This window comes from Archangium violaceum, from assembly GCF_016859125.1.
GTDB classification, from domain to species: domain Bacteria; phylum Myxococcota; class Myxococcia; order Myxococcales; family Myxococcaceae; genus Archangium; species Archangium violaceum_A.
This window is the reverse complement of record NZ_CP069338.1, coordinates 4,266,229-4,291,635: the sequence shown is the minus strand read 5'-3', so window position 1 is coordinate 4,291,635 and position 25,407 is coordinate 4,266,229. Positions and strand designations below refer to the sequence as shown.

General features: G+C 67.4%; 21 protein-coding genes and 1 pseudogene. 14 read left to right on the top strand and 8 right to left on the bottom strand.

The window, feature by feature from the left end; genetic code table 11:
* Nucleotides 1–6 precede the first annotated feature (6 nt).
* The 4 genes from JQX13_RS18445 (at nucleotide 7) to JQX13_RS18430 (ending at nucleotide 4,201) form a co-directional block, all read left to right on the top strand.
* Nucleotides 7–1,026, top strand: a complete 1,020-nt coding sequence (locus tag JQX13_RS18445; protein WP_203410290.1) for a ketopantoate reductase family protein — start codon at nucleotides 7–9, stop codon at nucleotides 1,024–1,026.
* A gap of 166 nt (nucleotides 1,027–1,192) precedes the next feature.
* Nucleotides 1,193–2,905, top strand: a complete 1,713-nt coding sequence (locus JQX13_RS18440; protein WP_203410289.1) for a glutamine--tRNA ligase/YqeY domain fusion protein — start codon at nucleotides 1,193–1,195, stop codon at nucleotides 2,903–2,905.
* A gap of 288 nt (nucleotides 2,906–3,193) precedes the next feature.
* Complete coding sequence (locus JQX13_RS18435) at nucleotides 3,194–3,610, top strand: hypothetical protein (protein WP_203410288.1); 417 nt, start codon at nucleotides 3,194–3,196, stop codon at nucleotides 3,608–3,610.
* Nucleotides 3,611–3,643: 33 nt separating this feature from the next.
* Nucleotides 3,644–4,201, top strand: a complete 558-nt coding sequence (locus JQX13_RS18430; protein WP_203410287.1) for a hypothetical protein — start codon at nucleotides 3,644–3,646, stop codon at nucleotides 4,199–4,201.
* A 12-nt stretch (nucleotides 4,202–4,213) separates the two neighbouring features.
* On the opposite strand, the gene JQX13_RS18425 is transcribed toward JQX13_RS18430, so the two are convergent.
* Together JQX13_RS18425 and JQX13_RS18420 are read right to left on the bottom strand one after the other, a co-directional pair.
* Nucleotides 4,214–5,560, bottom strand: coding sequence for a DUF2330 domain-containing protein (locus JQX13_RS18425; RefSeq protein WP_203410286.1), 1,347 nt, complete (start codon nucleotides 5,558–5,560; stop codon nucleotides 4,214–4,216).
* The gene (locus tag JQX13_RS18420) at nucleotides 5,530–6,381 is read right to left on the bottom strand and encodes an RnfABCDGE type electron transport complex subunit D (RefSeq protein ID WP_203410285.1); all 852 of its coding nucleotides are present in this window, start codon (nucleotides 6,379–6,381) and stop codon (nucleotides 5,530–5,532) included. The genes JQX13_RS18425 and JQX13_RS18420 overlap by 31 nt, the downstream gene beginning before the upstream one ends.
* A gap of 63 nt (nucleotides 6,382–6,444) precedes the next feature.
* Here JQX13_RS18420 and JQX13_RS18415 point away from each other — a divergent pair, with 63 nt between their 5' ends.
* From JQX13_RS18415 to JQX13_RS18405, 4 genes are all read left to right on the top strand, one after another.
* Nucleotides 6,445–7,041: an HD domain-containing protein gene (locus JQX13_RS18415; RefSeq protein ID WP_203410284.1), complete on the top strand. Its 597-nt coding sequence runs from the start codon at nucleotides 6,445–6,447 to the stop codon at nucleotides 7,039–7,041.
* 54 nt (nucleotides 7,042–7,095) lie between these two features.
* Complete coding sequence (locus JQX13_RS18410; RefSeq protein WP_203410283.1) at nucleotides 7,096–8,907, top strand: OPT family oligopeptide transporter; 1,812 nt, start codon at nucleotides 7,096–7,098, stop codon at nucleotides 8,905–8,907.
* A gap of 115 nt (nucleotides 8,908–9,022) precedes the next feature.
* Nucleotides 9,023–9,148: a hypothetical protein gene (locus JQX13_RS55430; RefSeq protein ID WP_275425004.1), complete on the top strand. Its 126-nt coding sequence runs from the start codon at nucleotides 9,023–9,025 to the stop codon at nucleotides 9,146–9,148.
* A 948-nt stretch (nucleotides 9,149–10,096) separates the two neighbouring features.
* Nucleotides 10,097–11,200 (top strand): alpha/beta fold hydrolase, encoded by a 1,104-nt coding sequence (locus tag JQX13_RS18405; RefSeq protein WP_203410282.1) that lies wholly within the window; start codon nucleotides 10,097–10,099, stop codon nucleotides 11,198–11,200.
* 14 nt (nucleotides 11,201–11,214) lie between these two features.
* Here JQX13_RS18405 and JQX13_RS18400 read toward each other — a convergent pair whose 3' ends face one another.
* On the bottom strand, nucleotides 11,215–11,904 hold the full coding sequence (locus tag JQX13_RS18400) for an endonuclease V (protein WP_203410281.1): 690 nt from the start codon (nucleotides 11,902–11,904) through the stop codon (nucleotides 11,215–11,217).
* 298 nt (nucleotides 11,905–12,202) lie between these two features.
* On the opposite strand from JQX13_RS18400, the gene JQX13_RS18395 reads away from it, so the two are divergent.
* Nucleotides 12,203–14,560: an FdhF/YdeP family oxidoreductase gene (locus JQX13_RS18395; protein WP_203410280.1), complete on the top strand. Its 2,358-nt coding sequence runs from the start codon at nucleotides 12,203–12,205 to the stop codon at nucleotides 14,558–14,560.
* On the opposite strand, the gene JQX13_RS18390 is transcribed toward JQX13_RS18395, so the two are convergent.
* Nucleotides 14,557–15,312: a PP2C family protein-serine/threonine phosphatase gene (locus JQX13_RS18390; protein ID WP_203410279.1), complete on the bottom strand. Its 756-nt coding sequence runs from the start codon at nucleotides 15,310–15,312 to the stop codon at nucleotides 14,557–14,559. The genes JQX13_RS18395 and JQX13_RS18390 overlap by 4 nt on opposite strands.
* Before the next feature lie 147 nt (nucleotides 15,313–15,459).
* A complete protein-coding gene (locus JQX13_RS18385; protein WP_203410278.1) occupies nucleotides 15,460–17,160 on the bottom strand; it encodes a dipeptidase in 1,701 nt (566 codons plus the stop codon).
* Between the two features lie 139 nt (nucleotides 17,161–17,299).
* On the opposite strand from JQX13_RS18385, the gene ligA reads away from it, so the two are divergent.
* Nucleotides 17,300–19,378 carry an NAD-dependent DNA ligase LigA gene (ligA, locus tag JQX13_RS18380; RefSeq protein ID WP_203410277.1) on the top strand — a complete coding sequence of 693 codons (2,079 nt, stop codon included), beginning with the start codon at nucleotides 17,300–17,302 and terminating at the stop codon, nucleotides 19,376–19,378.
* Nucleotides 19,379–19,593: 215 nt separating this feature from the next.
* Here the strand turns inward: ligA and JQX13_RS18375 are convergent, their stop codons facing one another.
* Nucleotides 19,594–20,043 (bottom strand): MarR family transcriptional regulator, encoded by a 450-nt coding sequence (locus JQX13_RS18375; RefSeq protein WP_203410276.1) that lies wholly within the window; start codon nucleotides 20,041–20,043, stop codon nucleotides 19,594–19,596.
* A 436-nt stretch (nucleotides 20,044–20,479) separates the two neighbouring features.
* Here JQX13_RS18375 and JQX13_RS56340 point away from each other — a divergent pair.
* The 4 genes and pseudogenes from JQX13_RS56340 to JQX13_RS18360 form a co-directional block, all read left to right on the top strand.
* Nucleotides 20,480–20,719 (top strand): annotated as a pseudogene (locus JQX13_RS56340) (transposase); the annotation flags it as partial.
* Nucleotides 20,720–20,825: 106 nt separating this feature from the next.
* A complete protein-coding gene (locus JQX13_RS18370) occupies nucleotides 20,826–21,917 on the top strand; it encodes an IS1380 family transposase (protein WP_203410275.1) in 1,092 nt (363 codons plus the stop codon).
* A 345-nt stretch (nucleotides 21,918–22,262) separates the two neighbouring features.
* Entirely contained in the window at nucleotides 22,263–22,646 is a 384-nt protein-coding gene (locus JQX13_RS18365; RefSeq protein ID WP_203410274.1) for a hypothetical protein, read from the top strand.
* A gap of 8 nt (nucleotides 22,647–22,654) precedes the next feature.
* A complete protein-coding gene (locus tag JQX13_RS18360) occupies nucleotides 22,655–23,443 on the top strand; it encodes a DUSAM domain-containing protein (RefSeq protein WP_203410273.1) in 789 nt (262 codons plus the stop codon).
* 317 nt (nucleotides 23,444–23,760) lie between these two features.
* Here the strand turns inward: JQX13_RS18360 and JQX13_RS18355 are convergent, their stop codons facing one another.
* Both JQX13_RS18355 and JQX13_RS18350 read right to left on the bottom strand, forming a co-directional pair.
* A complete protein-coding gene (locus JQX13_RS18355; RefSeq protein WP_203410272.1) occupies nucleotides 23,761–24,180 on the bottom strand; it encodes a transposase in 420 nt (139 codons plus the stop codon).
* Between the two features lies 1 nt (nucleotide 24,181).
* Nucleotides 24,182–25,174: an IS1380 family transposase gene (locus JQX13_RS18350; protein WP_203410271.1), complete on the bottom strand. Its 993-nt coding sequence runs from the start codon at nucleotides 25,172–25,174 to the stop codon at nucleotides 24,182–24,184.
* Nucleotides 25,175–25,407: the final 233 nt, after the last annotated feature.

Genomic DNA, 25,407 nt, shown 5'->3' with positions numbered 1-25,407 from the left:
GTGCCCATGAGCGAGAACCCCAGAGTCCTGCTGGTCGGCGCGGGAGCCGTCGGCCAGGTGTTCGGGAAGTACCTCCAGGCGGCCGGCTGCGAGCTCTCCTTCCTGGTGAAGGAGAAGTACGCGGAGGAGGCGCGGCGGGGCTACACCCTTTATGAGCTCGGCCTCCTGGAGAAGGACTACGAGCCGGTGACGTTCTCCGGCTTCGGCGTCCTCGTCTCCATGCGGGAGGTCGCGGCGCGGCAGTGGGATCAGGTCTGGCTCTGCGTCTCGTCCACGGCGCTGCGCGCGGGGGGCTGGGTGGGCGAGCTCGCCCGGGCCACCGGAGACGCCACCTGGGTCATGCTCCAGCCCGCGCTGGATGACCGCGAGTGGCTGCTGCAATGGGTGCCCGAGGAGCGGCTCGTCTCCGGGATGATTCCCTTCATCAGCTTCCACGCGCCCCTGAAGCCCGGAGCGCCCGTGCCGAAGAAGCCGGGCACCGCGTTCCTGATTCCCCCGCTGACCCGAGGCCCCTTCAGCGGGCCCCCGGAGCGTCTCCAGCCGGTCGTCCGGACCCTCCGCGCGGGAGGGTATCCGGCCAGCCGCACCGGGGATGTGGCACGCGGCGCGGCGATCCCCACCGCGGTGCTGACCGTTTTCGTGCAGGCCCTGGAGGCGGCGGGCTGGAGCTTCGAGCGGTTCCTCCAGCGGGACTCCCTGGAACGGACCGTACGGGCCGCGCGCGAGGCGATCCGGATCGCCGCCTGGCGCACGCACGCGAGCGCCTCCGCCATCCTGCCGCTCCTGCGGCCCGCGCTCTTCAAGTTGTTGCTGCCGCTCGCCGCGCGCGTCACCCCCTTCGACCTGGAGACCTACCTGAAGGTCCACTTCACCAAGGTCGGAGAGCAGACCCGGTTGATGATGCGGACGTACGTGGACCTGGGCAGGAGCGCGGGACTGCCCGTCGACGGCCTCCAGGCCGTGGCACCGGGAGACAGTGGGTCTCCCCCGGCATCCGCCCGGCCCCGGGCGGAACACCCCGGATGACGCCCGTCCGCCCGCTCGCTGGGAATACATAGGCCCCCTGGAGGGCTTTCCCTTGGGTTGCGGACCTCGTCCCCGGGCGCCCCGAGCGCCCGGCGACCCCGGACGATTCTCTTTCGTTCAGCCTGCTTTTGGGCGAGTGTTCGCTCCCTCAGGAGAGCAATTCCAGATGGCCGAGACCGAGTCCAAGCCCGTTCACTTCATCCGTCAGATCATCGCGGACGACAACAAGTCGGGGAAGTTCGGCGGGCGCGTGCACACGCGCTTCCCCCCCGAGCCCAACGGCTACCTGCACATCGGGCACGCCAAGAGCATCCACCTCAACTACAGCATGGCGGTGGAGCACGGCGGCCAGTTCAACATGCGCTTCGACGACACCAACCCGTCGAAGGAAGAGCAGGAGTACGTCGACTCCATCCTGCGCGACGTGAAGTGGGTGGGCGCGGACTGGGGAGACCGGCTCTTCTTCGCCTCGGACTACTTCGAGCAGATGTACGAGTACGCCGAGCAGCTCATCCAGAAGGGCAAGGCGTTCGTCTGCGACCTGAACGCGGACCAGATGCGCGAGTACCGCGGCACGCTCACCGAGCCCGGCCGCAACAGCCCCTACCGGGACCGCACCCCGGAGGAGAACCTGGACCTCTTCCGCCGCATGCGCGCCGGCGAGTTCCCCGATGGCTCGCGCACCCTCCGGGCGAAGATCGACATGAGCTCGCCCAACCTCAACCTGCGCGATCCGGTCATGTACCGCATCATCCACGCCCACCATCACCGGCAGGGCGACAAGTGGTGCATCTACCCGATGTACGACTGGGCGCACGGGCTCGAGGACTCCATCGAGCGCGTCACCCACTCGCTGTGCACGCTCGAGTTCGAGAACCACCGGCCGCTCTACGACTGGTACCTCGACGAGCTGGGCGTGTACCACCCGCAGCAGATCGAGTTCTCGCGCCTCAACCTCACCTACACGGTGATGAGCAAGCGCAAGCTGCTGGAGCTGGTGCAGGGCAAGTACGTGCGCGGCTGGGATGATCCGCGCATGCCCACCCTGTCGGGCTTGAGGCGGCGCGGCTGCACCCCCGAGGCCCTGCGCGCCTTCTGCGAGGACGTGGGCGTCACCAAGTTCGACGCCACCATCGACGTGGGCCGGCTGGAGAACGCCATGCGCGACGACCTGAACCGTCGCGCCCAGCGCCGCATGGGCGTGCTGCGTCCGCTGAAGCTCGTCATCGAGAACTTCCCCGAGGGCCAGGTGGAGATGCTCGACGCGGTGAACAACCCCGAGGATCCCTCCGCCGGCTCGCGCCAGGTGCCCTTCTCCCGAGTCCTGTACATCGAGCAGGACGACTTCATGGAGAACCCGCCGAAGAAGTTCTTCCGGCTGGCGCCGGGGCAGGAGGTGCGCCTGCGCTTCGCCTTCTTCGTGAAGTGCACGAGCGTGGTGAAGGACGAGCAGGGGAACATCACCGAGGTGCGCTGCACCTATGATCCCGCCACGCGCGGCGGCGAGTCCCCGGACGGGCGCAAGGTGAAGGCGACCATCCACTGGGTGTCCGCGCAGCACGCGGTGAACGCCGAGGTGCGCATGTTCGACCGGCTCTTCAACGTGGCCGAGCCGGATCGCGCCCCGAAGGATCCAAAGGCGGCGGCGAGCTTCGACTACAAGCAGAACCTCAACCCGAACTCGCTGGAGATCCTCCAGGGGGCGAAGCTGGAGCCGTCGTTGGGCTCGGCGCAGGAGGGCGAGCGCTTCCAGTTCGAGCGCCTGGGTTACTTCTGCGTGGACTCGGACTCGAGGCCTGGAGCGCCGGTGTTCAACCGCACCGTGACGCTGAAGGACACCTGGGCCAAGGAGCAGGCCAAGGAGAAGGGCGCCGGCTGAGCCGGGCCCGCGGACCCACGCGCGGAGCGGCCCCCTCGAGGGCCCCGCGCGTGGGCCGGAGCCAGGGCGAAATGGCTCCACGAACGCGAAGCAACCCGTAGAGTGGACCCATGAAGCAGTGTGTCCCGCTCCTGGTTCCGCTCCTCGTTGGACTGGCGTGTTCGTCACCCAGGGCCATGGATCCCCACCGTCCACCTCCAGGAGCGGGATCCCCAGCTGGCCCTGCGAGTCTCCACCGAATACTGCGCCTGGCTCTACTACACCCCAGAGCACAAGTATGAGTTGAGTATGCTGACGGACCTGTCAATCCCAGGCAGCGCTCTGCGGAGGGAAGCAAGCTGCCTGCTGCCTCCGTATGTGGACGATCCTCGCTACCCGCCGAGCAGCATCAAATACATCTTCCTTCTCCACAATCATCCCTTCGCGGGTGAGATCTCCATAGTGGACATCAACTTCGCCATTGCCATGGTAAATGCTCACGAGCTGATCGCAGAAGCAGGAAACAGGACAGTCCCTCTCTCTGTCGTCGCATTCTTCTCCAATTCGAAAGACAGCCAGAACCCCACCTGCGATGGCTTCTACCAATACATTCCAGCAACCAGTGAGCTGCTGAAGTGGATGAACACGGATGGCGAATGGGAGAAAGAGAAGATTGGCACGGTCAGTTGGACCAGTGACAACAAGCCCACCATCATCAGCGAATAGCACCCTCCCACCCAACCCTTTCGAGGACGCTGTATGAAGATGCGATGGATTTCTCTCGTGCTCGCCGTCACGCTCCTGGGATGCGGGTACGTGCGGAGCCTGTTTCCTCACCGAGCGCCACTGGAGGAAGATAAATCCATCGTCTTTCCAGAATTCTTCAAACATGTTGCTGTCGAGGTCGGTGCGAAAGGCGAGCCATATGAGCTGGACGGCGAGATGCTCCGGGCCCTTGTCATTGCCTCCAATGATTATCTTCCCTCAGACGACAGGGACATACCTTGTCCAAGCAGGAAGGAGGCGCAGCTCTACCGGGTCATCCGCCAGGGAAACATCATCTTTGTCTTGATCACCTGGAACTACGCATATTGCGGATACCAATACCCACCAGGGTTTGGCGAGGGCATGATGTACGCCATCAGTGCAGACGGCCGTATTCTCCGACGCCTTGTGGAGGGCCAACCCTCGGGCCCCATCGAGCCGGAAACGCCCGATGCCGGACGCCGACGGGTCAAAGCCGAACCCGGCGTCTCCTCTGAATTTGAAGCCATGTGGAACTCACCGCAGGACGGTGGAGTCCCAGACGCGGGATGAACCACTCGCCTCTTACTTCCAGAGCCGCTTGTACCAGGGCTCCTGCGGCTTGCTTCCCCCGGTCTTCTTCCCTGGCGCGTCGTCCCCCATCTTCTTCGTGATGGTGCCCAGCTCCCAGCCCGTGAGATTCGCCAGCGTCTCCGCCTCCCGCTGGTGACGCTTGTCCAGCTCGGTCAGGTACCGCTGGCCCGCCTCACACTCCAGCGGCCCCTTGAAGGCGTGCCGCAGCACGTACCGCGCCTGGAAGTTCTGCCGGTCGTTCGTCACCTGGAACACCAGGTCCTCCGGGAAGTGCTCGCCGTCGTAGCGCGCGTGCAGTCGCGTGAGCACCACCTGCGAGCCCCCTCCCATCCCGTTCGGGTTCTGCTCGTCCAGCCAGAACACGCCCAGGTTGCGCAGCTCCTCGGGGCTGAGCGGATCCGCCGCGCACGGGTCGCACCAACCCATGTCCCAGACGTACTCGGTGAAGAGGGCGCGCTTCTCCTCCCGCTCGTGCGCCTTCTCGAAGAGCGCCGGGTAGAACTGCTTGAACTCGTCCTTCACGAACACCGGGATGTCCATGTCGCTCGGCACCTTCACCGTGCGGTAGTTGGACGACTCCACCCGCCCCTGCCGCGTCATCGCGTAGATGACCAGATCCTGCGGCCCCCGCGCGTTCGCCATCCCCAGCCGGATGGGCAGCATGAACTTCTTCGACTCGTACGCCATCTGCAGCGGACGCAGGTAGTTGAAGCCCGTGGCCTTCTGCACCTTCAGGTTCACCTTCGCCACGAAGAACTTCATGTCCTGCTTGATGTACGGCGCCAGCGCCTTCGCGGCCTTCGGCGGAATCTTGTAGCCGCTCTCGCGCAGCCACGTCTCCAGCCCCTCCGACTCCTTCGCCGACAGGATGAGGATGTCGTACTCGCCGACGGTGTACTGCGCCTCCACCGTCACGCCCAGGCTCTTGCGCCGGACCGCGTCCATCCCCGCTCCCGCGGGCACGGCGGCCGGCAGCGACTCCTGCAAGACCACCATCCGCTCGGCGCACGGATCCTCGTCGAAGTACTCCACCAGCCGTGGCGCGGAGTAGGCGTCCAGCCGCTCGATATACTTGCGCTCGCCCACGTGGAGCTGCTCGCGCTTGAGCACCACGGGCACGGGCACCACCAGCGCGAAGTCCGTGAGCGCGCCCTTGTAGTCGTTGGACATGGTGACCACGGTGCGCTCGCCGTCGCGCACCAGCACCACCTGCGAGGCCTCGTTGAAGAGGCTCGTGTCGGCCTTGCCCACATAGAAACCACAGAAGGCCTCGGCGGCGGGCGCGGCGAGGGACACCCATCCAGCCGTCAGGCTGGCTGCGAGGAGACGGAAGCGCATGCGTCTTTCCTTTCCAATTCCCTTCCTCCCGGCCACTGGAAGCGGCCGCAGGGCAGGAGGCGGTCGATGAGGGGAGTGAGCGGTGAAACCAGACAGAGCGCCCAGACGAGCGCGTTCTGCCACCAGAGTCCGTGCAGCAGGAAGAAGGCCAGTCCGGCCACGGAGACGGCGTAGAGGACGCGCCCCACCCGGTGGTCCGGCGTCGTCTTCGGATCGGAGATCATGAAGAAGGTGAAGAGGATGAGGCCGCCCGCGGAGAGCTGGTGCTGGAGGCTGGCCCAGGGCGCGCCCAGGTAGAAGATGCGGGCGGCCTTGAGCAGCACCCAGGCGCCGAGGAACGCCAGGCTCACGTCCGAGCGGAACGAGCGGTGGGCCACCGCCAGGCCGAATGCCGCGAACCACCCGAGCAGCGCACCGCTGTGCCCCCACTGGCTCGGCGAGCACCACGCGTGAGGGGTGAGCAGCATGGCCACCACCAGGCCCAGGTTGGTGGGGTTGAAGAGGTGCTTGCCGCGCACGCGCAGGACGAACTTGCTGGAGATGGCCACCGCCGCGGCGAAGGGCCCCACCCAGAAGGCATCGGTGCGCAGCAGCAGCGACAGCCCCAGCGAGGTGATGAGCGGCGAGAGATGGCCCACCGGAGGCGCCCGCATCAGGCGCGTCATGGCCCACTGCGTCACACAGGCGGTGAGCAGGATGAGCGGCGGCTGCCAGACGGGGACGTCGAAGCCCAGCCACCCCACTCCCGCCGCCAGGAAGGAGGCGAGGAAGGCAATCTGGAGATGGCGCGGGTCGCGGGGGAGCACGGCGGCGGGCGGCATGTCCCCATCAACGCCCGACCCCTGGGAAAAGGTTTAATGTCCCGGCCTTCGAGGTGATGACCCATGCAGACCAAGGCCCCTCCGCCCATCACGCACCTTCAAGGCAAGAGCACCCTCCCGCTCATCGAGGCGTACTTCGAGCTCAACCACCTCAAGCAGCTCTTCCGGCAGGGGTGGTTGCGCGTCGGCCTCTCGCGGGAGAACTGCGAGAGCGTCGCCGAGCACTCCTTCGGCGTGGCGCTGCTGTGCCTCTTCCTCGCCGACAGCTACTTCCCCGAGGCGGATGCCACCAAGGTGGTGCGCATCGCGCTGCTGCACGACCTCGGCGAGGCGTACGTGGGAGACATCACACCGCATGACCCGGTGAGCCGCGAGGAGAAGTACCAGCGTGAGCGCGACGCCGTGGAGCGCATCCTCGCCAAGCTGCCGCGCGGTGCCGAGTACCTCGCGCTGTGGGAGGAGTACGAGCACGGCACCTCCTTCGAGGCCCGGCTCGTGCGTCAGGTGGACCGGCTGGAGATGGGCCTGCAGGCCACCATCTACGAGCACCAGGGCGCGGGAGATCTCTCGCAGTTCTTCGCCTCGGTGCACAAGGCGCTGGAGACGCCCGAGCTGAAGGCGGTGCTCGCCGAGTTGGAGACGCTGCGGCCCGGAGTCTGAAAAGGGCCCCCATCGGAGCACAGCCCGGACCCGGAGTATCCTGGGAGCATGCGGGTGGGCGCAGCGAGAGACGAGGCCGAGGCGACGCCAGTCGCCCCTGACACAGGTACGCCACGGGCTGGAACGCCGCCCCCCACGGCACTCACCTTGCGCGCGCTCGCGCTCGGCGGCCTCATTGGCGCGCTCATGTGCCTGTCCAACCTCTACGTGGGGTTGAAGACGGGCCTGGCCTTCCCCGCGGCCCTCATCGCCTGTGTCGTCGGGCTCGGCGCGCAGCGGGCGCTCCTCGAGGTGAGTCCCTCGCGCTTCGGACCCGCGCTCAGCCTCCAGGAGACGAGCGCCATGCAATCCGCCGCCTCCTCCGCGGGCTACTCCACAGGGGGAACGATCGTCACCGCCAGCGTGGGCTACCTGCTGCTCGCCGGCCATCACCCTCCCGCCTGGGCGCTCCTGCTGTGGACACTGTTCGGCTCGGCGCTCGGCGTCGTGCTCGCCCTGCCCATGCGGCGCGCCTTCATCCACCACGAGCCCCTGCCCTTCCCCTCGGGCCTGGCCGCGGCCTCGGTGGCGCGCTCGTTCCATGCCGGAGACGAGTCGGGCCGGCGTGGCGCACGGGCGCTCGGCATGGGGGCATTCGGGGCGGGGCTGCTGTCGCTCATGCGCGATGGGCTCCAGTGGCTCCCCGCCTCGCTCGCGCTGCCCGGAGCCGTGCTCGGCGTACCGCTGGCGGGCCTGTCCTTCTCGTTGGATCTCACGCTGATGCCGCTGGGCACCGGGGCACTCGTGGGCTTGCGCGTCGGGGCGTCACTGCTGCTCGGCGCGCTCGTGTGCTTCGGCGGGCTCGCGCCCTGGATGTACGAACAGGGGCTCCTCACCCAGCAGGGCTTCTTCGGCGTACTCGAGTGGAGCATGTGGCCCGGAGCCGCGCTGGTGACGAGCGCCTCCTTCACCCACCTCCTCCTGCAGCGAGGACTGCTGCGCCGCACATTCGGCGCGCTGCTCGGTGCGAGCCGGGCCCCGGACGAGGCGCCCGATGAGGCGGAGGCGGAGGTGCCCCGCTCGTGGTTCCTCGCCGGGGCGACGCTGCTCACACTGGGGCTCGTGACGGTGGGCGCGGTGGCGTTCGGCATTCCCTTTCCACTGGGGCTGTTGGGCGTGCTGCTCTCCTTCGCGTTCGCGGCCGTGGCGTGCCGGGCCACGGGAGAGACGGACATGACGCCCTCGGGTCCCCTGGGGCAGGTGGCGCAGCTCGCCTTCGGCGTGCTCATGCCGGGCAACACGCTGGCCAACGCCATGGCCGCGAGCCTCTCCGGAAACATCGCCGCCTCCAGCGCGGATCTGCTCACCGATGTGAAGGCGGGATACCTGCTCGGCGTGCGCTCCCGGCAAACCTTCCTGGCGCAGCTCTGGGGCTGCGTCGTCGGCTCGGCCCTCATCGTCCCCGTGTTCTATCTGCTCGTCCCGGATGCCTCGGCCATCACCGAGGAACGATTCCCCGCCCCCGCTGGCTTCTTCGTGGCCGGAGTGGCGCGCGTGCTCTCGGCGGGACTGGGAAGCCTCACGGCGGCGGCACGCTGGGGCGCCCTCGTGGGAGCACTGCTGGGCGTGGTGCTCGTCCTCCTGGAGCGCTTCGCCCCCGAGCGGGCCCGGCGTTTCATTCCCTCGCCCATCGCCCTGGGGCTCGCGTTCGCGCTCCCCGCCTCCATGTCGTTGTCCATCTTCCTGGGCGCGGTGGCCGCGGCCCTCCTGGCCCGCGCGAGGCCAGCGTTCGCGGAGGCCACCACGGTGCCGCTGGCTTCAGGACTCATCGCCGGAGAGAGCCTGGTGAGCCTGGTCACACTGCTCGTCCTCAGTGTGCCGTCCTGAAACCGGAGAGGAAGAACACATGCGTCTACGGTTTGCATTCATCCCGGCATCGCTCCTCATCATCTGCACGGGCTGCCCGGACACCTGGGGGAAGGGGGGCAAAATGGATCGAGCCATGGCAAAGGACATCCAGCAAACGACGGACCAGAAGGACTGCCTGCTGGACGAAGACGAGTTTGAATATCGCTGTGAAAGCAAGGAGATGTGGACGAATCGGGGCTGCCCACCGGAATGCCAATGAAATGGCGTACGCTCCTGGCGGTTGTCCTCGGCCTCCTACTGCCCGCGCCGTTGATCTGGCTCTTTCTCGGGGAGGCACTCCACATGACTCGGCCTCGGGCCTCGGGCCTCGAGACGCTGCCAATGATTCCTCTCGAGGAGAGCCGGAGACTGCCGACCTACGAACACAGCTGCCGGAACAACGAAGACTGTGAACCGCCTTTGCGCTGCATCTACAACACGAGGCGCGGAGAGCGTTACTGCACCGCCAGCACCTGCATGAACGATCAGCACTGCCCTGAGGGGTTTGCCTGCCGCGCACTGCTGACAGACGACGAGAGAGCCCTTGTTCGCATCTGCTCGCTGGTGGGGCTTCGAAAAGAGGGTGAAAAATGCGAGCTCCTGCCTTCCACACCAGAAACAGGGTGCGAGCAGGGGTTGCTCTGCCAGGGCTGGTGCGGTCGCTCCTGCACGATGGACGACCCCTCTTCTTGCCCGCGGGGATTTCTCTGCGGCAACGGGCCCAATGGAGCCTCTTGCCTCCCCACATGCAAAAGCCGCACATGCCCGGACGGTCAGCAATGCGTTGATTTCGGCGAGCACGTTTCGGTATGCGCGGCGGTCCACGGGCAGAACTGCCACCTGACACCATGCCCGGAAGGACAACGGTGCCATATCGAGGGCATTTCAAACCGTTCGGACGCGGTCTGGATGTCGTGCCTCACCCTCTGCGGAGCAAAAAAGCCGCCCTGCCCGGACGGGCTCGTCTGCGACGTCTTCCGCTGCCGTCAGTCCTGTGACCCGAACGGGCCCGATATGTGCGGTCCCCACCGCCATTGTGGCCGCCGCTCGGAGAGCCGGCCCTGGACGTGCATTCCCACCCTCTGAAGCCCGCCTGCCCCAGGTGCGAGCCAGCAGCGGGCTGGGATTCATCACTCCATGACTAGCTTTGGAGGCCAGGAGGAGTGCCATGGAACGTTCGACCCGACGCATCCTCGCCGCGGCGGGAGTAGGGGTTCCCCTCGTGGCCCTGGGTGCCCGGTTGTGGTCCAGCCAGGGCTCCACGCCCCCCATTCGGGACGAGTGGGGACGGCCCCGGCCCGAGGGGATCGCCTCGCTGGAGCAGGTCCGGCTCGGAGGCGTGGACCAGTGGGTGCTGATCCGCGGGCGGAGCATCCACAACCCGCTGCTGGTCTACCTTCCAGGAGGCCCTGGCGTCTCCGAGCTGCCCTGGGTGCGCCACTTCAACGCGCCCCTGGAAGATCACTTCCTCGTGGTGCAGTGGGACCAGCGTGGTGCCGCCAAGTCCTACGCCGCCCTGAAGGACAGGGACGCGCTCACGTTGGACCAGTTCGTCTCCGATGCCAGTGAGTTGCTCGAGCTGCTGACCAGCCGCTTCTCCCAGGAGAAGGTGTTCCTCGTCGGCCACTCGTGGGGCAGCATCCTCGGGGTGCTGCTCGCACAGCGCCGTCCCGAGCGGCTCCACGCCTATATCGGCACGGGCCAGCAGGTGAACTTCCTGGAGAACGACACCCTCAGCCACCTGCGCGCGCACGAGCTGGCGATGCGCTATGGGGACACCCGGGCGCTCACGAAGCTGGCACGCATCGGCCCGCCCCCCTACACGGGCCCGGACATGACCCGGCGGTACATGACGCTGATGTCGCTCGCGAGCCGCCATGCCAGCCGCCGGAGCATCACCCCCGAGATGCTCCTCTCGGTCCTCAAGGCCCCCGAGTACTCGCTACGCGACAAGGTGCACCTCTTCCTCGGGCTCAAGGAGACGTTCCCCCTGGTGTACCCGCAGCTGGCCGGGGTGGACCTGGAGGCGCAGGTGCCCCGGCTGGAGGTGCCCGTGTGGTTCCTGCTCGGGCGCGAGGACTACGTCACACCGTCGGAGATCGCCGCGCGCTACTTCGAGAAGCTCGAGGCGCCGAGCAAGACACTCCTCTGGTTCGAGCACTCCGGACACTCCCCGCCCTTCGAGGAGCCGGACAGGTTCAACGCCATCCTCGCCCAGCAGGTGCGCTCCGTGTTGATGACCGAGGCGCGCGCCGAGGCCCTGCTCCATTGAGGGCCCCCGGCTCGCTACAACTCCCCCCGGGCCGAGCGGCGCACCTCGTTCACCAAACGGTGCGCGTGCCGCGTCGTCTCCGGCTCCCGGTAGCGGGACGTCATGCGCAGCACCAGTTCGACGGCCGTGGGCAGATCCATCATGTGCCCCGGTGACACGTAGACGGGGAGCACGTTGCGGCGGGTGCGCACCGCCCGGCCCACCACCTCGCCGTCGTGGAGGATGTCCGCCACCGAGCCGCGCTCCTCTCCCAGCGGCCCGTGCCGGCCCACCAGCAGCGACTTGGCGCACCCGATGGAGGGCACGCCGAACAGCATCCCGCCGTGGCACGCCAGCCCGAAGCGCCTCGGGTGGGCGACTCCCTGGCCGTCGAAGATGAGCACGTCCGGCCGCACCTCCAGCCGAGTCCACGCCTCCGACAGCACCGGCAACTCCCGGAACGACAGCAGCCCGGGCACGTAGGGGAAGGTCAGCCGCACCGCGGCGCTCGACCGGGCCACGGGCGCCAGCGTCCCCGCGTCCAGCACCACGATGCCACCGTAGGCCCAGACATCCCCTCGACTCATGGAGATGTCCGCGCCCGCCACCCGCTCCACCTTCAGCCCCTCGGGCGGATGTGGGTCCAGGCGCTCCCGCAGCTCGCGTTGCAGCGCCACCGCCTGCTTCGGTGTCAGGTCCCATCGGTGCAGCGGCTCGAGCTCCATTCCGTCTCCCCGGCGAGGCACGACCCACCTCGTGAAGTGGGCCGCACCCTATGACCTCCGAGGTCATGCCGTCCAGCGGTCCGCCGCCCCCCTCACAACGGCGTCCGCGCCCCCTGACCTCCACGAGGCGACAGGCAGCGGGGCTCCGAGGTCCCGCTGTCCCACGGGCCTTGTTCACTCGATAAGAGGAGCAAGGGAGCGAGCGTCGCTTCCGAAGGGCTGACGGCGAGCCGGAGCGGTAGACTCCCCGGGCCCCGGCGACCGCGGCCCCCTCCGCGAGCCGGGCCAGGAGGAAGCCATGGCGGAAGCAAGGCGGCAGGAGCAGTCGGCGGAGTCTGGCGAGGACACCCCCACCCGGCCCGAGACGCTCCCGAGCGCGCAGCCCCCCACCTCTCCCGAGCCCCTGCGTGTGGGCGCTCCGTCGAAGTCCGCGGGAGGTGTGCCCGCAGTGGTGTCCGCGATGAAGCACGCCTGGAGCGAGATGGGGCCGGTGCGTGGCTCCCGGACGCTGCTGAAGGTGAACCAGACGCACGGCTTCGACTGTCCGGGCTGCGCGTGGCCGGATCCGAAGCACCGCACGGCCTTCGAGTTCTGCGAGAACGGCGCGAAGGCCGTGGCGGAGGAGGCCACCACGGCGCGGGTGACGCCGGAGTTCTTCCGTCAGTGGAGCCTGGTGGACCTGGCCGCGCAGACGGACCACTGGCTGGGCAAGCAGGGCCGGCTCACGCACCCCATGGTGCTGCGCGAGGGCGCCTCGCACTACACGCCCCTCTCCTGGGACGAGGCCTTCACGCTCATCGCCGAGGAGCTCAACGCGCTCGGCTCGCCGGACGAGGCGTGCTTCTACACCTCGGGGCGCACGAGCAACGAGGCGGCCTTCCTCTACCAGCTCCTCGTGCGGCAGTTCGGCACCAACAACCTGCCGGACTGCTCGAACATGTGCCACGAGTCGAGCGGCACGGCGCTGCTGGAGACCATCGGCATCGGCAAGGGCACGGTGACGCTGGAGGACTTCGACAAGGCCCAGGTCATCGTCGTCATCGGGCAGAACCCGGGCACCAACCACCCGCGCATGCTGACGGCGCTCGAGGCGGCGAAGCGCCGGGGCTGCCGCATCGTCAGCATCAACCCGCTGCCGGAGCCGGGCCTGCAACGCTTCAAGCATCCGCAGGCGGTGCGCGGAGTCCTCGGCTCGGGCACGCCGCTGGCGGACCTGTTCCTCCAGGTGCGCATCAACGGAGACGTGGCGCTGCTGCAGGGACTGGGCAAGGCGCTGCTGGAGCGCGAGGCGAAACAGCCGGGCACGGTGGTGGCCCGGGACTTCGTGGAGGGCAGGACGCTCGGCTTCGAGGCCTACGCGACGCACCTGGCCCGCGTGTCCTGGGACGACGTGGTGGAGCAGAGCGGCGTGTCGCGCGAGCTCATCGAAACCACCGCGGAGTGGCTCGCGGGCACGGAGCAGATCATCTGGTGCTGGGCCATGGGGCTGACGCAGCACCGCAACGCCGTGGGCAACATCCAGGAGATCGTCAACCTGACGCTGCTGCGCGGGAGCATCGGCAAGCCGGGAGCGGGCGTGTGCCCGGTGCGCGGCCACAGCAACGTGCAGGGTGACCGGACGATGGGCATCTGGGAGAACCCCCGGCCCGCGTTCCTGGATGCCCTGTCGCGCGAGCTGGGCTTCGAGCCGCCGCGCCACCACGGCCTGGACACGGTGGGCACCATCCAGGCGATGTACGAGGGCCGGGTGAAGGTCTTCTTCGCCATGGGAGGCAACTTCCTGTCGGCCACGCCGGACACGGAGCGAACCGCCGAGGCCCTGCGCCGCACGCGGCTCACCGTGCACGTGTCCACCAAGCTGAACCGGGCGCACCTCATCACCGGGAAGCGAGCGCTCATCCTGCCGTGCCTCGGCCGCACCGAGAGCGACGTGCAGGCGGGCGGGCCGCAGTTCGTCACGGTGGAGAACTCGATGGGCGTGGTGCACGCCTCACGAGGCACCCTGCCCCCGGCCTCCGAGCACCTGCTCAGCGAGCCGGCCATCGTGGCGAGGCTGGCGCGAGCGGTGCTCGGGTCGCGCAGCCAGGTGCGGTGGGAGTGGCTGGTGGAGGACTACGACCGGGTGCGCGACCTCATCGCGCGGGTGATTCCGGGCTTCGAGGACTTCAACCGGCGGGTGCGCGAGCCGGGAGGCTTCTCCCTTCCCAACGGGCCGCGCGAGGGCCGCTTCACCACGCAGAGCGGCAAGGGACACTTCACGGTGCACGAGATGTCACGGCTGAAGCTCGAGCCGGGGCAGCTCCTGATGATGACCCTTCGCACGCACGACCAGTACAACACCACGGTGTACGGGCTGGACGACCGCTACCGGGGCATCCGCAGCGGACGGCGCGTGGTGATGCTCAACACCGAGGACATGAAGGAGCTGGGCGTGGAGGCCGGACAGGTGGTGGACCTCACCAGCCACTTCGAGGGCCAGCGGCGCGTGGCGCTGAAGTTCGTGGTGGTGCCGTACGACATTCCGCGCCGGTGCGCGGCCACCTACTTCCCCGAGGCCAACGTCCTGGTGCCGCTCGACAGCTTCGCGGAGAAGAGCCGCACGCCGACCTCCAAGTCGGTCGTCATCAGCCTCGCGTTGTCCAGGGAGCAGCCCTAGCCGGCCTCCAGCACCCGGACCACCACGCCCGTGATGTTGTCGGTGCCTCCACGGGCGTAGGCCTCGATGACGAGCCGCTCCGCCATCTCCTGGGCCGAGCCCCCCTGCTCCAACAAGCGGACCATCAGGTCCGGAGGCACGGGCTCGTACAGGCCATCGCTGGCGAGCACCAGCACGTCCCCTGGCTGCAAGGCCACGCGGGTGCACTCGGGGTCGACACTGGCCTCCATGCCCACGGCGCCCGTCAGCGAGTTGCGGTGCATCGCGGCGAAGGGGTTGCTCGTATCGAGCCCCGCCTCCTCCATCTCCGCGAGCACGGTGTGATCCCTCGTGAGCCGCCGCAACAGGCCGCCCCGCGCCAGGAAGGTGCGGCTGTCCCCGAGGTTGCACACCACCGCCTCCCCGTCCCGTAGCAGGACCGAGGTGAGGGTCGAGGCCATCATGGACAGCCTGCCGCTCTGACGAGCATGGACCTCCTGGTGGGCCTGGCGCACGGCCTGGACGATGAGGCTCTCGGGTCCACCGCCCGGTTCGCCCGGTGTCGACAGAGCGGACTGAGCCGGGTCCACCTGAGCGGCCAGGAAGTCGGCCACCGTGCTCAGCACGAGCTGGCTGGCCACCTCTCCGCCCTCGTGTCCTCCCAGGCCATCCGCGACCGCGAAGAAGCCCAGCTCGGGCCTCTGACAGTAGGAGTCCTCGTTGTTCGGCCGGCGGCCCACGTGCGTGGCCGCACCGCTGTCGATTCGTGCCATGGCGGACTCGGAACGTCTCGGGAGAAACATGCGCATCCCCGACGTGAGTCTCGACTGGCGCGCCCGACGGGCCAAGGAGTTTGACGATTCCCTGGCCCCCTGCCCCCCAGGCGCGGAGCCACTCCGCACCCGGGGACCTTCACCGCCTCACGGGGCCGGCGCGACCGAGGGCTTCTGCTCGGCCTTCTGCCCCGGCTTCACCTCGGCGGGCTTCGGCTCGGCGGGCTTCGGCTCGGCGGGGAGCGCCAGGCGCGAGCCCGTGTCCCGCACGATGTGCCGGTACCAGGAGTCCGGGTACTTGGGATGGTTCACCTTGCCCATCTCGTCGCGTACGTTGCCGTCGATGTACTTCACGAGCAGCTGCTCGCCCAGCTTGCGCCAGCGGCCGTGCACCTTGTCCCCCTGCCGCGTCGAGTACTCGGTGAGGTAGGAGCGCGCCTGCTCGGGCGAGGTCTTGTACAGCTCCAGCGCGGCCTTCTCGATGTCGGCCTGGTCGGCGAGGAACTGGCCCTCCAGCTCGCCCTGCGCCTTCTGGACGTCGACGATCATGTCGCTCCAGCGCGCGTAGGCCTGGTTGGACACCCAGTTGAACACCCAGAAGGACGAGTCCCAGGAGAACTCGCCGCGGCTGGCCACGCCCGTGGCGAAATTCTTCGGGGCGGTCCGGATGCCCGCGTACATGGGCGTGTACACGGTGGTGAACGTGTCATCCACGCCGAACCAGAGCACGCCGCCAATGGGGCCCGGCATCCAGGAGCGCATCTGCGCCACGAAGGAGAAGCCCGTCTGCTGCGTGGAGATGGCGCGCTCGTGGAGGTACTTCTTGCCGTCCACCTCCCACGTCATCGGGCGCCAGCGGTAGGGCACGGCATACGGCCCGGCGCCCACGTCCTTCGTCATGTCCAGCGGCGTGCCCTCGAAGTGGTCACGCATCAGCCCCATCACGTCCTGCACGGCCAGCTTCTGGTCCGGCTTCACCCACAGGGGCAGGCGCTTGTCGGGGGCCGAGCCATCCACGTAGTCCGCGCCCAGCTTCGCCGACGGCGCCGCTCGGCGGAGGATGCTCCACACGCGTGCCTCGGCGAAGCGCGTCCCCTCGAAGTCGAGCGGGTGGTAGGTGTCCGCGAAGCTGAAGTCCTTGTCCGCGCCCTTGAACCAGCCCTTCCCGCGCGCGAAGGAGATGACGTCCTTGGAGTAGAGGGCGTTGTCCGCGTCGTTGAGCGGGAACTGGCGGATGCGCGCCTGGTTGGCGTGCGCCGAGATGTACCCGTCGGGCAGCCGGCGGGCCACCCACACCGCGCCCTTCTGACCCGCGCCCTTGCCAATCATCTCCAGGATCCACGCCTCCTTGGGATCGGCGATGGAGAAGGACTCGCCGGTGGAGGCATAGCCATACTCGGCGACCAGGTCGGTCATGACCTTGATGGCCTCACGGGCCGTCTTCGCGCGCTCCAGGGCGATGTAGATGAGCGAGCCGTAGTCGACGATGCCGGCGGGCCCCTCCAGCTCCTTGCGTCCGGTGAAGGTGGACTCGCTGATGGAGAGCTGGTGCTCGTTCATGTTGCCCACCACGGTGTACGTGATGGGGGCTTCCTTGATGCGGCCGAGGAACTTGCCCGTGTCCCACTCGATGATGTCGCGCATGGCACCGGGCGGGTTGCGGCGAGCGGGGGTGTAGTACAGCTCGCCGTACAGCTCGTGCGAGTCCGCGGCGTAGGTGATGAAGGTGGAGCCGTCGGACGAGGCGCCCCTGGTGACCAGCATGCTGGTGCAGGCGAGCGCGGCGGGAGCGACCAGTCCCGCCGAGACGGCCAGGGCCGGGAGGAACTTCGAGTAGGGTCGGGTCATGGCGGCGGATGCTACCCAGGGCGCCCCCGGATGGCACCCCTTCCGAGCGCTTCTTCTTCGTGCCCACCAGGCAGGGAGGCGGGCGTCAGGTGCCCAGAACGCGGACGCGGCCTAGTTTGAAGGAAGGTCGGGTAGGCACATGCAACCTGAGCTTCCCACGGGAACACCCCCCCTGCGCGGGGACGAGCGGCGGCGCGAGGTGGCCCAGCGCCGGGTCGAGGAGCTGCGCGACCTCATCAACACCCACGACTACCGGTACTACGTGCTCGACAGTCCGGAGGTGACGGACGCCGAGTATGACGCACTGGTCCGTGAGCTGCGCCAGCTCGAGGCGGAGTTCCCCGAGCTCGTCACCCCGGACAGCCCCACCCAGCGCGTGGGCGGCAGGCCCGGCGAGCTGTTCGCCCCCGTCGAGCACCGGCTGCCGATGCGCTCGCTCGACAACGCCTTCTCCGACGAGGAACTCGCCGCCTGGGCCGCGCGCGTGGAGCGGCGCATCGGCGCGGGGGCGGACTACGTCTGTGAATTGAAGATCGACGGGCTGGCCGTCTCCCTCCTCTATGAGAACGGCGTCCTGGTGCGGGCGGCGACCCGGGGTGATGGCTTCGTCGGCGAGGACATCACCGCAAACGTCCGCACCATGCGCTCGGTGCCGATGCGCCTGCGCGGCGGACAGGTCCCCCGCGTGCTGGAGGTGCGGGGCGAAATCCATCTGCCCGTGAAGGCCTTCGAGCGCCTCAACCAGGAGCTGACCGCGCGCGGCGAGCGGCCCTTCGCCAACCCTCGCAACGGCGCGGCGGGGAGCATCCGGCAGAAGGACCCGGCGGTGACGGCCTCGAGGCCCCTGCGGCTGTGGTGCTACGCGCTGGGGTACGCCGAGGGCGTCACCTTCTCGCGACACTCCGAGTCACTCGCCTGGCTCGAGCGCATGGGCCTGCCGGTGAATCCGGAGCTGAAGAAGGTGCGCACCCTGAAGCAGGTGCAGGCCTTCTGCGCGCACTGGCGGGAGCATCGCCACGACGTGGACTATGAGATCGACGGCGCCGTGGTGAAGGTGGACTCGCTGGAGCTGCAGCGGGAGCTCGGGGAGACGAGCAAGGCGCCGCGCTGGGCCATCGCCTTCAAGTTCCCGCCGGAGGAGCGGACCACCCGCGTGAAGAACATCGCGGTGAACACGGGCCGGACGGGCAAGGTGACGCCGTTCGCCGTGTTGGAGCCGGTGCGGGTGGGCGGCGCCACGGTGACGTACGCCACGCTCCACAACGAGGAGGAGGTGCACCGCCGGGACGTACGCGAGGGGGACACCGTCATCGTCCGGCGCGCCGGCGAGGTCATCCCCGAGGTCGTCGGCCCCGTGCCCTCCAAGCGCCCGCCCGACGCGCGCCCCTGGCGTTTCCCGAAGAAGTGCCCCTCGTGCGGAACGAAGCTCGTGCGCGAGGAGGGTGAGGCCGACTGGCGCTGTCCCAACCGCGTGGGCTGCCCGTCCCAGGCCATCGAGTGGCTCTTCCACTTCGCCTCGCGCGGCGCCATGGACATCGAGCACCTCGGGTATGTCACCGGCACCCAACTGCTGGAGCGCGGTTGGGTGAAGGACCCGGCGGACGTCTTCTTCCTCACCGCCGAGCAGTTGGGGCAGCTCCCCAACTTCGGGGAGAAGTCCGTCCACAACCTGCTATCCGCCATCGAGGCCGCGCGGCACCGGCCCCTCTGGCGGCTGCTCGTGGGGCTCAACATCCGGCACGTGGGGCCGTTCGCCGCCCGGCTGCTCACCCAGGCCTTCCCCTCCATGGACGCGCTGCGTCAGGCCTCGCTCGAGGAGCTCCTCACGGTGCAGGGCGTCGGTCCCCGGATTGCCCGGAGCCTGCACAGCTGGCTCGATGAGCCGGAGAACGTGCGGCTCATCGAGAAGCTGCGGCGCGCGGGCGTCCAGCTGCGCGCGGAGGCTCCGGCGCGCGGAACAGACACCTCGGGCGCCCTGTCAGGGAAGACCGTGGTCATCACCGGCGAGCTGGAGACGATGAGTCGCGAGGAGGCCACGCACGCGGCCGAGGCCGCCGGGGCCCGAGTCACCTCCAGCGTGTCGAAGAGCACCTCCATCGTGGTGGTCGGAGCGAATCCGGGCGCGACCAAGTACGACAAGGCGCGGGCGCTCGGCATCGAGACGGTGGACGAGCAGGAGTTCCTCCGCCGTCTGGGCGCACGGCACACGGTCCACTGAGTATGTCCCCTCTCCCTCCGGGAGAGGGATACGATGAGTTTTTTTGAAAGGGCCTGTGATTCCGAGAGGTTAGGCCCTATTGCGAATTGTTTGTGTAGTGAATCTGTAGCTTAGCGGGTGCTGTAGCGAACCGTGCCAACGCATCGCTATGCACTCTCTGTGAAGGCCCCCCGGTCCGGGCTACTCAGCGCCGGGGGGGGCTTGAACGGGCCTTCTTACCTCGTGGGGGGCCCGTCGTCCACGAGCGGGATACTCGCCAAAGTGGCCTCGTAGGCCCGGTCGATGGCTTCGAGCATCGCCTCCCTTCGGGCCTTCTGATCCTGTTCCTCTGTACCGGGCGGTACGTGGGCGTAAAGCTCCCCCCTCACGATGCGCGACACCTCGCCCTGGGAGATGCCGAAGTGCTTGGAGATGCCCTCTTGGGTCAAGGTGTCTGTCCGCGCCAAGTAGCGCAGGGTTTGGACCTCGTGGGGGGTGAGTTTGCGCTCCCGTTCCTTCCGGTGGACCTCCCCCCGAAGCACCCGGGAAACGCTCATGGGCGTAACGCCGAACTTGGCTGCCAGAACGGCTAGGGAGAGGGCGGGGTTTTGCTCCCTTGCCGCGCGGATGGCTTGAGCGTCGGCAAAGGTAAGCTTGCGGTATTTATTGGGCTGCTTTGACTGCATCCAACCCGGCTACCGCCATCTATTTGCGCTGTCAAAGAACCTCGGGAGTGTAGCTAGACGGGGGACCCTGGGAGTATTGGCCCCATGGGATGCCCGCTGGACGTGCCGCCATTCACCGGCAGCAGCTAGGCCCGCCCCCAGTCCGGTTGGGTCGGGGCTGGCCTATCACCTCTGTCTCTTCCCCCTTCTTCATGTGACTACAGTTAGCACTACTTACTGTTATATCATTCCACTAACTATCTCTTACTGCATATCTCTTTACCCTCTTCTTACTCTCTCTACCCTGCCAAGAAGAGAAGAAGAGTAGAGAGTTCAACCCGCCTTATTCACGAGAGGTGCAGGAGGATGACCGGAAAAGGAGGGTGACGCGCCTGACCTCCCGAGTGGTAGAGGGGTGTTGTTCAGACATCCACCATCACAAGGCAGGAGGCGCGTCATGGGTGAAATCCTCAACGACTTCGGGCTGGAGTTCAACGGCTCCGTGAAGCTGGAGGCGAGGGCGGAGCGGTTGACGTCGGAGGCAGGGGCGGTGCTGCTGAGGGAGGTGGACGAGCGGTTGGGGCTGACGCGCTGGCTGGGGGAGATGTTGACGGACACGCGAGACGAGAAGCGGATAACCCACTCGCTGAGGGAGTTGGTGCGCACGGACCTTCTGCTGTTGGGGCAAGGGTGGAGAGACCACGACGACGCGGACGCGCTCAGGAGGGACGCGGCGTTGAGGTTGGCGGTGTCGGACAGCAAGAGCAGCGTGCCGCTGAGGGGAAAGAGGGGGAGCGGAGGGGTTGGCCTCACAGCCCACCTTGTCGCGGCTGACGGCCATGTTGGCGCGAGAGGAAAACCGGAAGGTGCTGCACGAGGCGCTGGTGTGGCAGACGGGGCGGAGGCTGAGGGCGCAGCAGCCCAAGGGCCAGAAGCTCAAGCAGGTGACGGTGGACGTGGACGGGTTGCCGGTGGAGGTGCATGGGCACCAGGAGGGCAGCGCGTACAACGGGCACTACGGAGTACGCATGTACCACCCGATTGTCGCCAGTCTCGCCGAGACGGGAGACCTGTTGGACGTGAGGTTGCGCGAGGGAAACGTGCACAGCGCCAATGGAGCGCTGGAATTCATCGACGAGTTGCTGGGGCGAGTGGAGAAGGAGGTGTGTGAGGTGGCGGCGGTGCGCTTCGACGCGGGCTTTCCCGAGGAGAAGCTGCTGGCGAAGCTGGAGGAGCGAGGCACGCCCTACGTGGCGCGCGTGCGCAACACCAGCGTGTTGCAGCGGGAGGCGGCGCTGCCGCGCTTCATGAATTCGGGAGTGCCGCTGGGGGAGCCGGGCACCCACCTGTACGAATGGGAGTACCAGGCGCAGGGCTGGAGCCGTGCGCGGCGCGTGGTGTTGGTAGTGCTGGAGAGGAAGGACGAGCTCTTCCCGCACGCCTTCTGGCTGGTGACGAGCTGGAGGAAGGAGCAGATGCCGGCGCAGGCGCTGCTGGAGCACTACCGCCAACGCGGCACGGCGGAGGGCCACTTCGCAGAGCTCATGGACGTGCTGGCCCCGGCGCTCTCCTCGGCCAGACGGCCCAAGTCCAAGTACCGGGGGCAGCCGCCCGTCCAGCGCTCGGTGTCCATCGACGCCTTCGCCAACAACGAGGTACGCCTGTTGCTCAATGCCCTGGCCTACAACCTGGTGCACGCCGCGCGCGTGCTGATGGAGCAGGCCACGGGCGAGGGCTGGGGGCTGCGCCGTGTGCGCGAGCGGGTGCTCAAAGTAGCCGCGCGGGTGCTGTTACACGCCAGAAGAGTGGTGCTGGTCATTGGCCGGGAGTCGGCCAGCCTCTGGCAGAAGCTGTGGACGAAGCTGGGCTCGCTGAGCACAGCGCACATTACGTAGCTGCCTGGAGTCAATTGCAGCTCACGTGTCGCACTCTCCCCACTCCCCTCTCCATCTCCTCCTGCTTGCTACCCGCTGCCACGGGGCGGGCTTCCTCTGCCTTGTGCCCGTATACCCGTTGTACTTCGTCCCGCGACTCGTCCGAAAGGAAGAGGCTCCGAGACCTGGGCTCGCGTTCCCTGGCCATCGCAACGGACGCCAGGAGGGCGAGAAGAAGGGCAGACCGGGGAGGTAAGAAGTTCCGCATAGCGCGGGCCAACCTACCAGAACGGGTTAGCGGCGGCCAGCCCGTCACGCTCTGTCCCCGGCTGGAGCTCCCTGCTTAACTGGCCTAACATCAGAGGCATGGAAAACCTGAATTGCACCCCGCGCCTCTGGGTAGCCGTGCTGGTGGGTGGGCTCGTTTCAGGCTGTGCGGCAGCCATCGCGTGCCGACCGGGAGAGTCCACGGTTGACTGCTGCATCAAGAAGTACCCGTTGACCGCCATGGAGAGTTGCACCGCCAGCCGCTCGGACGAGCTCCGGGTCCTACGGGACATTTCGCTGAGAATCGACGACGAGGAGTTCGAGAACAACAAAGACCTTCCGGAGTGGAAGCAGATCTGCATAAAGAAGTTCGTCCTGTGCGCCGACGAAGGCTGGGACGGGCCCTGCTACGATTGCCTGCGGTATTGCGAGGGCCAGCACGAATGGCCGAGAGATAGGTGCCCTGATCCCCGGGAGAAGTAGGAGCGGCAATGTCCGACAAGAAGATTGATTGGGACCCTATTCGGGCACTGGCCAAACGGGTCCTAGAGCAAGGTGAGCCCCTAGAACTCACCGATGAGACGCGCGCTCTATTGCTGCGAAGCGCCCGCGAGGTGGCCATCAGCGATGAGGATGCAGAGAGCGCCCTCCGCAGCTTGTCCACCGCTACGACGCTGCTACAGGAAGTCCGACGGCGCATCTCTGATGGTTCGGCGCGGCTGAGCCGTGCTCAAATCCGGGCCTATGAACTTCGGGACGCGGGCGATCTCACCGGGGCACAGCAGTTCATGCGTGACGTGCTCGCCGTGGAGGTCGTCCCCTTCTACCGAGAACAGGCCGAAATTGCCCTAGAGAAGCTAGCCGGGTTGGCGGAGGTACGCACAACCGGGCAAATCAATCCGAACCTGAATGACCGGCCGCAGCTCACCGCCCTCTACCAGCGCGTTCAGCAGGGACACGTCCTGGAACTCACCGACGACGTGCGCGCCCTTCTGCGTCGGATGGCCCCCACAGCAGCCGTTAGCGTGGCCGAGACGGAAGACGCACTCAAGAGCTCGGAAGGCGCCGAGGCACTCATGGGGATGATTCTCTCTCGCTTACGGGACGGCCAGAAGCGGATCACACGCGCTCTGTTCCGGATGACGAGCCTCCGGGACGCTGGGGATCTCGAAGGTGCCCGCCAGCAGATGCGTGACGTACTGGCCGTGGAGATCGTGCCGCAGTACCGCCGGATGGCCGAGGAACAGCTACGGGGCCTCGACAGTCCGCCCCCGAAGTAGTGACCGCTGAACGCAGAGACTCGCCAAAAGGTGCCGCTAAAATGAGGTCTTTCATCTGGAATGGCGGCTCTATTCTAGATATGTAAGACAAGGTGGACCGAAGCACATCTGGGAGATTTGAACCCACCATATTCGCGACGACTGGCTCAAGACATGCATGAGGGCTGAGGTCGAGCGCGTTGGGTTGAGTTATCGGGCACAAGGCAGAGGAAGCCCGCCCCGTGGCAGCGGGTAGCAAGCAGGAGGAGATGGAGAGGGGAGTGGGGAGTGGGGAGTGGGGAGAGTGCGACACGTGAGCTGCAATTGACTCCAGGCAGCTACGTAATGTGCGCTGTGCTCAGCGAGCCCAGCTTCGTCCACAGCTTCTGCCAGAGGCTGGCCGACTCCCGGCCAATGACCAGCACCACTCTTCTGGCGTGTAACAGCACCCGCGCGGCTACTTTGAGCACCCGCTCGCGCACACGGCGCAGCCCCCAGCCCTCGCCCGTGGCCTGCTCCATCAGCACGCGCGCGGCGTGCACCAGGTTGTAGGCCAGGGCATTGAGCAACAGGCGTACCTCGTTGTTGGCGAAGGCGTCGATGGACACCGAGCGCTGGACGGGCGGCTGCCCCCGGTACTTGGACTTGGGCCGTCTGGCCGAGGAGAGCGCCGGGGCCAGCACGTCCATGAGCTCTGCGAAGTGGCCCTCCGCCGTGCCGCGTTGGCGGTAGTGCTCCAGCAGCGCCTGCGCCGGCATCTCAGAAGGCGTGCGGGAAGAGCTCGTCCTTTCTCTCCAGCACTACCAACACCACGCGCCGCGCACGGCTCCAGCCCTGCGCCTGGTACTCCCATTCGTACAGGTGGGTGCCCGGCTCCCCCAGCGGCACTCCCGAATTCATGAAGCGCGGCAGCGCCGCCTCCCGCTGCAACACGCTGGTGTTGCGCACGCGCGCCACGTAGGGCGTGCCTCGCTCCTCCAGCTTCGCCAGCAGCTTCTCCTCGGGAAAGCCCGCGTCGAAGCGCACCGCCGCCACCTCACACACCTCCTTCTCCACTCGCCCCAGCAACTCGTCGATGAATTCCAGCGCTCCATTGGCGCTGTGCACGTTTCCCTCGCGCAACCTCACGTCCAACAGGTCTCCCGTCTCGGCCAGACTGGCGACAATCGGGTGGTACATGCGTACTCCGTAGTGCCCGTTGTACGCGCTGCCCTCCTGGTGCCCATGCACCTCCACCGGCAACCCGTCCACGTCCACCGTCACCTGCTTGAGCTTCTGGCCCTTGGGCTGCTGCGCCCTCAGCCTCCGCCCCGTCTGCCACACCAGCGCCTCGTGCAGCACCTTCCGGTTTTCCTCTCGCGCCAACATGGCCGTCAGCCGCGACAAGGTGGGCTGTGAGGCCAACCCCTCCGCTCCCCCCTCTTTCCCCCTCAGCGGCACGCTGCTCTTGCTGTCCGACACCGCCAACCTCAACGCCGCGTCCCTCCTGAGCGCGTCCGCGTCGTCGTGGTCTCTCCACCCTTGCCCCAACAGCAGAAGGTCCGTGCGCACCAACTCCCTCAGCGAGTGGGTTATCCGCTTCTCGTCTCGCGTGTCCGTCAACATCTCCCCCAGCCAGCGCGTCAGCCCCAACCGCTCGTCCACCTCCCTCAGCAGCACCGCCCCTGCCTCCGACGTCAACCGCTCCGCCCTCGCCTCCAGCTTCACGGAGCCGTTGAACTCCAGCCCGAAGTCGTTGAGGATTTCACCCATGACGCGCCTCCTGCCTTGTGGTGGTGGATGTCTGAACAACACCCCTCTACCACTCGGGAGGTCAGGCGCGTCACCCTCCTTTTCCGGTCATCCTCCTGCACCTCTCGTGAATAAGGCGGGCTCACTTCTAGTGCGGGCCCCGTGTAGTGGAGAATGTAGCTGCGAGCGCCAGAGAAGACCCGAATTGATGGTTTTTGACCCCCCATCAATTCGGTCTAAGTGCCCGAAACTCT